General features: G+C 37.7%; 6 protein-coding genes and 2 pseudogenes. 5 read left to right on the plus strand and 3 right to left on the minus strand.

Features of this window, described 5'->3' with window-relative positions; all coding sequences use genetic code 11:
• Window positions 1-438: 438 nt before the first annotated feature.
• Together BLR88_RS18260 and BLR88_RS18265 are read right to left on the minus strand one after the other, a co-directional pair.
• Window positions 439-921 carry an N-acetylmuramoyl-L-alanine amidase gene (locus tag BLR88_RS18260; protein ID WP_175493688.1) on the minus strand — a complete coding sequence of 161 codons (483 nt, stop codon included), beginning with the start codon at window positions 919-921 and terminating at the stop codon, window positions 439-441.
• Window positions 885-1262 (minus strand): hypothetical protein, encoded by a 378-nt coding sequence (locus BLR88_RS18265; protein WP_057897310.1) that lies wholly within the window; start codon window positions 1260-1262, stop codon window positions 885-887. Before BLR88_RS18265 ends, BLR88_RS18260 begins: the two co-directional genes overlap by 37 nt.
• Before the next feature lie 310 nt (window positions 1263-1572).
• Between BLR88_RS18265 and BLR88_RS18270 the strand changes: the two genes are divergently transcribed.
• From BLR88_RS18270 to BLR88_RS18290, 4 genes and pseudogenes are all read left to right on the plus strand, one after another.
• The gene (locus BLR88_RS18270; RefSeq protein ID WP_091261520.1) at window positions 1573-2055 is read left to right on the plus strand and encodes a sigma-70 family RNA polymerase sigma factor; all 483 of its coding nucleotides are present in this window, start codon (window positions 1573-1575) and stop codon (window positions 2053-2055) included.
• The gene (locus tag BLR88_RS18275; RefSeq protein WP_175493689.1) at window positions 2048-2302 is read left to right on the plus strand and encodes a helix-turn-helix domain-containing protein; all 255 of its coding nucleotides are present in this window, start codon (window positions 2048-2050) and stop codon (window positions 2300-2302) included. The genes BLR88_RS18270 and BLR88_RS18275 overlap by 8 nt, the downstream gene beginning before the upstream one ends.
• A 172-nt stretch (window positions 2303-2474) precedes the next feature.
• Window positions 2475-3077 carry a DUF3238 domain-containing protein gene (locus BLR88_RS18280; protein WP_091261522.1) on the plus strand — a complete coding sequence of 201 codons (603 nt, stop codon included), beginning with the start codon at window positions 2475-2477 and terminating at the stop codon, window positions 3075-3077.
• 295 nt (window positions 3078-3372) lie between these two features.
• Window positions 3373-4041 (plus strand): annotated as a pseudogene (locus BLR88_RS18290) (group II intron maturase-specific domain-containing protein); the annotation flags it as partial.
• 50 nt (window positions 4042-4091) lie between these two features.
• Here the strand turns inward: BLR88_RS18290 and BLR88_RS18295 are convergent.
• Window positions 4092-4532, minus strand: coding sequence for a hypothetical protein (locus tag BLR88_RS18295; RefSeq protein ID WP_091261523.1), 441 nt, complete (start codon window positions 4530-4532; stop codon window positions 4092-4094).
• 234 nt (window positions 4533-4766) lie between these two features.
• Between BLR88_RS18295 and BLR88_RS18300 the strand changes: the two are divergent.
• Window positions 4767-4981 (plus strand): annotated as a pseudogene (locus BLR88_RS18300) (IS701 family transposase); the annotation flags it as partial.

Here is a 4981-nt window from a genome sequence, read left to right on the forward strand (position 1 = left end):
GTGCGGCTATACCCAACATCGGGACATTCACGGTGCGGCGAATCTACTGTCCAAAGTGTTGTATGAAAACCGGATTCAGTCCTTGCCGTTTGAAATTCAGAAACCCACGTATCTACGGATCGCCTAAGCGAGAAGTAGTAGATGGTTTGTTCCGTTTGTTTTGGGATAATATTTTTTGATCGCTTCAATTTTTTTCCTATCTCGAATAAACAAAAAACGCCTCATCTCCTTATGTACCAAGGGTTTGAGGCATTTCGTTCAATCTTACAAAATATAATTGTGTAAGATTTGTAATTATGGCAGGTTAGTTTTTTAGTGGAATATAGGCTACACCAATAGCAGTAAGAATCCCATGAGCAATTGCTTCTGCTAATCCGTTTTGAAAAACAGAATTAGCCATGTATTTTGCATCTTGAGGGTGGTTTACAAAAAGCATTTCTAATAAGCTACCTTTGGTTTAACTTGTAGTACGCGTAAATTCTTTCGAACCTTGATGCCACGATCACGGATGTCAAACAATCGCAGGTAGTTACTAACGGTCATATGAATGGTCTGGATTTGGTCATTTTCACTATAGTAAAGCGTTTTATATCTCGTTCCACCACCAGCATTCATATGAAACTCGACTAAGAGTTCAGCACCTGACTTATTTACGATTTCTACTCTTCGTTCCAAGTCTTCTCGCTTATTTTGTTGTAGATCAGATGCTGAAGAAAGTGAATGATCGCTAGTGCGCGTTAAAACTACTTCTACGTTATGTCTTTCCAGGACGGATTTAACTTTTAACGTCATTTGCATAATAATTTCATATTCTTTAACAAAATCGCAGGCTCCTGGATCAGGTAATCCATGCCCTGCCCCTAGTGCAACAATTTTAGCCATAATTAATTCACCTTTTTCAAATGTTTGATCTCCATCCAAACGTCTTTAATATTTGTTTCTAATGTGGAAAGACCTTGCTGGACTTTTTCCATTGTTTGTGACATTTCTTTTTGAGCTTCGGTTGTTCGTTCCAAGTGCTCCATGAGCTTTTGTTCTCGCTCTTTACTTTCTAACTTGTACTCCAAGTTTGTTTGAAGCAATTCTTTTTCCCTTTTTTCGTGCATTTCCATGATTTTTTTCTCTCGTTCCTCGTTTTCTTTACGTAAGTTATTAAATAACCATACAGATGCACCAATAACGGAAAAAAATAAAAAGATAAAAAGGATACTAAATACATATTGAGATTGTGCAATTTGCTGGGCCGTTTTTAAATCAGGCATACTTTCTTCTTCACCTCTCTTTCAGAGATATAAAGAAGAAATAGCTATATTTGTGGCAACCTATTTTAATTATCAATTAATTATAGTAAAATATTCACAAAAATAGAACAATTGTTTTTATATAGGATTGCCATTTTGGATTTAAATCCCTCTTTATACATAAAGAGGGAGGGGAAATGATGACACTTACTAATTTCTTGAAACAACATCCTCATTTTGAAGAAGATGTAAATGACTTTAATTTTCAAATCCTATTCTTAAAAATTTCCTAAAGGAAGAGAATAATCTACTGCTTTTCGGTAAAACAATAATGTTCCCTACTAAAGAAAATCAAGAAAAGTTAGATGAAGTTTTCAAAACCTTTTATCTAAAAATTAGATTACTTAACTTTATTTTCAAAACTATTTATTATAGTGCAATTAATTATAATAAAAAAATTCGCAAACATAAGCAAAGGTATTTGCTAATACTGGACAAGTCGGTTCAGAATACACCAGAAGATGACGGAATAAGCATTATTGATTTAGTTCCTTCTAGTGAACGAACTCCCGATGAATGGATGATTGAAAAAAATAATGTTTTGGAGGAAGTTGTTAGTGATCCTCTCCTCAATCAAGCGATCAAACTGTTAACCCCAAAAGAAAAGTTAATTGTGGAGCTTGCTTATATCCATGCTATGTCAGATCGTACAATCTCCCAAAAATTAGGGGTATCACATCAAGCAATATGTAAAACGCGTAAGAGAGCCATTACTAAAATTCGTAGACATATGGAGGAAAAATATGTTGTCTAAAATAGATGATTTAACTTCTTTGATTAAAGATGCACAAAATAAAGAAACGGAGGCCGTGTTACTTTTCGTTCAAACATTTAAGCCGAAATTAAAATCTTCTCTTTATCAAACCTCTCTAAGTGAGCGTGAGGATTTAGAACAAGAATTAACGATAAAGGTAATGGAAACCGTTTGTAATTACAACTTGGATGACACACCTGGATTTTTTGAGTTTATCGAACAGATAGAAAAGAAACGCACCGAATAAAGGTGCGTTAATCTTTTTTATAAAGAATTTTTTAAACTAGGGTTGCCAAAAGAGATGTCTCTTTCTCTTTATTGTATAGAACGAAACAGAGGGAAAAGGTTAGGGATGAATCTTCAACCTCTGCATCCCTTTTGTTCTCTGAAATTTTAAATAAAGAAGGGAACATGATATTATGGCTACTAAAGTGATTGTACGATTAGCTACATTTATTCGAGCTCCATGGGTTCACGACCCTACTGATCTCCCTGGTGGTGACTACTCAGAATTCCAAGGGGATAATCGTGGATTTACCCCATATACCGGAGCATCAGAAACATATTATAAACGTTATCGGACATGGCAAGAGTTTGAAATTGATTTTTCTACTGGCTCTATGACATATCGAGAAGATATGGGTCAAACTGTAAACAGAATTACTAAGACTGATGGAACTGTTACAACCAAGTATGGTATTGCTCCTTTATCCGGTATTTCATTTGCAAATGTTCAATGGGGACAACATTCTGTTCAATTTGATGCGATTGTAGATGCAAGTAATCCTTTAGTAACGGCAGCCCCGGCTATAAACTATGATTTTCACATTTCTATATGGGATAATGGTCAAGTACAAATTCAAGGAGCACATGATGGATTCCCAGACTATGAGGTCTATAAAAAAGTAGATGGAGGAGCTTGGAAAACAGTTTATCAATTTGATGCTGAAGCTCATGGGAACAGTCTTATGAACCTGTTTCCTCCAGAAGATGTTACAGGTGTAAACAGAATTGTTGCATAATAAAGAGCTGGCAATATGCCAGCTCTTTATCTACGTGTGCCCGGCATGGGCGTCATCTCTAGGGTTCAAGTCCCGAGTGGTGAAGGCAGTAGTAACCATTAGCTTGTGGCAAGGGTGTCGACCGTGAGGTCGAATCTGAAGGAAGCCGGCGGCAAACCTCCGGCCTGAGGAACACGAATCTCATATAAGGCCAGCGTTCGGTGGATGAGCCTGCATAACAAGGCGAAGTCCATACTGCCGAAGGCGAGCGAAGGTAAATGAGGAAGGTAGATGGAGGGGAAGATGGCGCTCTTACCCGGGGAGGTCTGTTATCGTATTAGATGAGGTGGATAAAGGACTAGAAAAAACGAGGTCACAAGTCGTTCGTTATGCGGATGATTGCAATATCTATGTACAATCCCGCAAAGCAGGAGAACGTGTGATACAATCGATAACTACCTATATCGAAAAGAAACTAAAGTTAAAAGTCAATCAGGAAAAAAGTGCTGTCGACCGACCTTGGAAACGAAAATTCCCTGGTTTCAGTTTTACTCAACATCTGGAGCCGAAAGTTCGCATAGCGAAATAGTCCTTACAACGCGTCAAACAGAAAATCCGTGACATTACTTCTCGACCCATATCTTTACCGGACAGAATCGAGGAGCTAAATGAATACCTTATGGGATGGATGAGGTATTTTACATTAGTAGACACGCCAAGCGTGTTTCTTACTCTTGACCAATGGATTCGCAGACGATTGCGAATGTGCTTATGGAAAGAGTGGAAACTTCCCCGAACAAAAGTGAAAAGACTTATTGCTTTAGGCGTGCCTAGAGGAAAAGCCTATGAATGGGGAAATTCCCGTAAGGGATATTGGCGTATCGCTAAAAGCCCTGTTTTACATCGGACTCTTGATAAACGATTCTTCGAATCGTATCAACTTAAGAGCCTGAAAGAACGGTACAACGCCTTGCGGCGTACATAATGAACCGCCGTATACCGAACGGTACGTACGGTGGTGTGAGAGGTCGGGGGCTAATCACCCCCTCCTACTCGATTTTTGAGATTTTTTGTCCTACCGCATATCATCCACCAGCCAAATCCAAAAACAATTCCCGAAACAGCAAAGAATGAATCAAATAGTATTGCTTCTGAGGAAAACATACTTTTAAAACTCCATACATTCCCAAACATCCAGAAAATCAAAGAAGTCGGAATGATGCATAGCAAAGCTGCTGCCAATGGATAAATCCAAACAGTTTGACTAATAGCAGGTTGAAATTTCTTCTGTATTAATGAGAAAGTTAAAAGATATAGTGGGAACACAATAATGATATACGATCCTCCACCCCATAATAAAACTGGTATTAAATCATGGATAGGTTGATTCCAAATAATTGATAACATTACATAATAAGTTAAAATGCCTACAAAAAAAGAGATAATGGAAATAATTGCTAATTTCATCCATCGCATAATAATTACTCCAATTTTGAGATATTTCAAGGATGTAAGATGACCCTTCAAAAAACTGAGTAAACTGTACACTAATAATATACAATAGAGTACTACCAATATTTTAACTTAAAAACTGTAGATGAGCAAATTCACTAACATAAATTTACATCCGAACAAAAAAGGAGACATGAACCCGATTCCTTGATTAGAATAGATGTGTCACCAAACCATTCTCAAGGAGGTTCATGTCTCATGAATAGACTACCACATCACCAAGGAATCGACAAGTTTTTCGCAATGTTGGGGCTGGCCCTTTATTTCTCTAAGCCGGTCATGAAGCATCTCGTTCATATTATCGATGCGCTGACAACGAAAGGATTTGTGGGAACCTTGACCGATCTGCATCATGAGAGCTTTCATCCCAACCATCGAACGACACTGAGCCATTTTTTCACGAAAAGCCCTTG

Origin of the sequence: Aneurinibacillus thermoaerophilus, assembly GCF_900099925.1 — a bacterium.
Classification (GTDB): domain Bacteria; phylum Bacillota; class Bacilli; order Aneurinibacillales; family Aneurinibacillaceae; genus Aneurinibacillus; species Aneurinibacillus thermoaerophilus.